At 40.1% G+C, this 1,859-nt stretch carries 1 protein-coding gene; it reads right to left on the bottom strand.

Annotated elements, in window-relative coordinates:
* Window positions 1-82: 82 nt before the first annotated feature.
* Window positions 83-1,357, bottom strand: coding sequence for a group II intron reverse transcriptase/maturase (ltrA, locus tag HHO41_RS21965; protein WP_169102726.1), 1,275 nt, complete (start codon window positions 1,355-1,357; stop codon window positions 83-85).
* Window positions 1,358-1,859 lie beyond the last annotated feature (502 nt).

Genomic DNA, 1,859 nt, shown 5'->3' with positions numbered 1-1,859 from the left:
AATCGAGTAGAGGGAAAATAAGATTATTATTTTCGCCCCTCTCACACCACCGTACGTACGGTTCCGTATACGGCGGTTCAATTTATATTACAGTGTGTACTTTTAGATAATGGTCTAAAGCAGAGGGGAGCCCCCTCTGCTTTAGTCTTTTGTTTGAGATTGCTCTATGTACGACCTTTGACAGTCCAATGTACCGGTAGCCTTTTCGACAGTATGTTAATCCTTTCGCTTCTCCCTCAGAAATTCCTAATTGAATAAGCGACTTGATTTGTTTCTTTGGTTGCTTCCATTGCTTCCAGATGATAACCCTAATTCTAGAGCGAAGCTTCTTGTCTATCTCACACATTGCCATTTTCATATTCGAGATTCTAAAGTAATTAACCCATCCAATTATGACTTGTTTTAGTTTCAAAATTCGGTAGTCTAGCGGTATACTCCAATTTCGCTTTGTTAATTTTCGAAGCTTTCTTTGAAATTTTTGTATTGACATGGCATGAGGTTTAACTTGATACCTCTTATTTTTAAAATCGTAATAATATCCGAACCCCAAGAATTTTAAATCTTTTGGGCGAGATATTTTACTCTTCTCCACATTGACTATTAATCCTAGTTTTCCTTCTATAAATCTCACGATAGTTTCCATTACTCTATTCGCTGCTTTTTCACTTTTAACAAAAATTAGAGCGTCATCAGCGTATCTCACGAATCGTAGCCCTCTTCCTTCTAGTTCCTTATCGAGTTCATTCAACATAATATTGCTCAGTAGTGGGCTGAGGTTGCCTCCTTGCGGAGTCCCAACGGGAGTTTCTTCATATTTTCCATTTACCATGACCCCACTTACCAAGTATTTTCTGATTAGAGAAATAACATCCCCATCATTTATTGTATTTGCAATGATTCGCATAAGTTTATCGTGGTGAACTGTATCAAAGAATCTTTCAAGGTCAATGTCTACTACCCAATCGTGTCCGTCGTTCAGAAATTCCAGGCTTTTGATAATAGCCATCTCGCAACTTCGTTTTGGTCTAAAGCCGTAACTGAATTCACTGAATTGCTTTTCAAATATCGGACTGAGAACTTGATGAATGGCTTGCTGAACAACTCTATCCACTACTGTTGGTATTCCCAACTTTCGCATCTTGCCATTTTCTTTTGGGATTTCCACTCTTAAGGCAGCTTGTGGTTGGTATTTTCTTGTTCTGATGCGTTTGCGAAGTTCATCCTTGTTCTCTTTCAGATATTGCTTCAGTTCATCTACTGTTACTCCATCGACCCCACTTGCCCCCTTATTTTTATAAACACGCAAGTAGGCTTCGTTCATGTTTTGATTGCTCAAAATTTGTTCTAAAAGTTCCACACTCGTTTCTCCTCTCCGCTCACGTAGTAAGTGATATCTCCCTTTTTGGTTATCCTTTGAGATACGCTCATATTTTCACCATTAACACATTCGGAGTTCATCACTTACGCATTCGTGGTGTCGAAACACTATAAATTGTTCAGCCCTTCATGAAATTGCTTCACTACTATGGCTTCTGCTGACTTCTTGCGACTAACCTTTTCCGACTGTACTTTCGTACATCCACAAGACCTCCCAGGGTAAGACAACTATCTTTCCTCTTTTACTCGCCTGATTTACCCTACAAAGTTACGCACATCTATTGGACTTTGGCTTGTCTTGGAGCCTCATCCCTTTGTAGAGCCTTAGTATCAGATTTCTGTACGTCGAGCCAAGATTTTATTCCACGCTTCCTCCAGCCCTTATCTCACAATAAGTACCTTGCGCTTCCTTAGTGGTTGGTTGATGTGTACCCCCACAGCGGACTTTCACCACCTAGATAGTTGCCATGCCTGGCACACAA

It is taken from the genome of Bacillus sp. DNRA2 (genome assembly GCF_012843265.1).
Lineage (GTDB): Bacteria > Bacillota > Bacilli > Bacillales > Cytobacillaceae > Bacillus_BU.
This window is presented reverse-complemented; position numbering and strand designations above follow the sequence as displayed.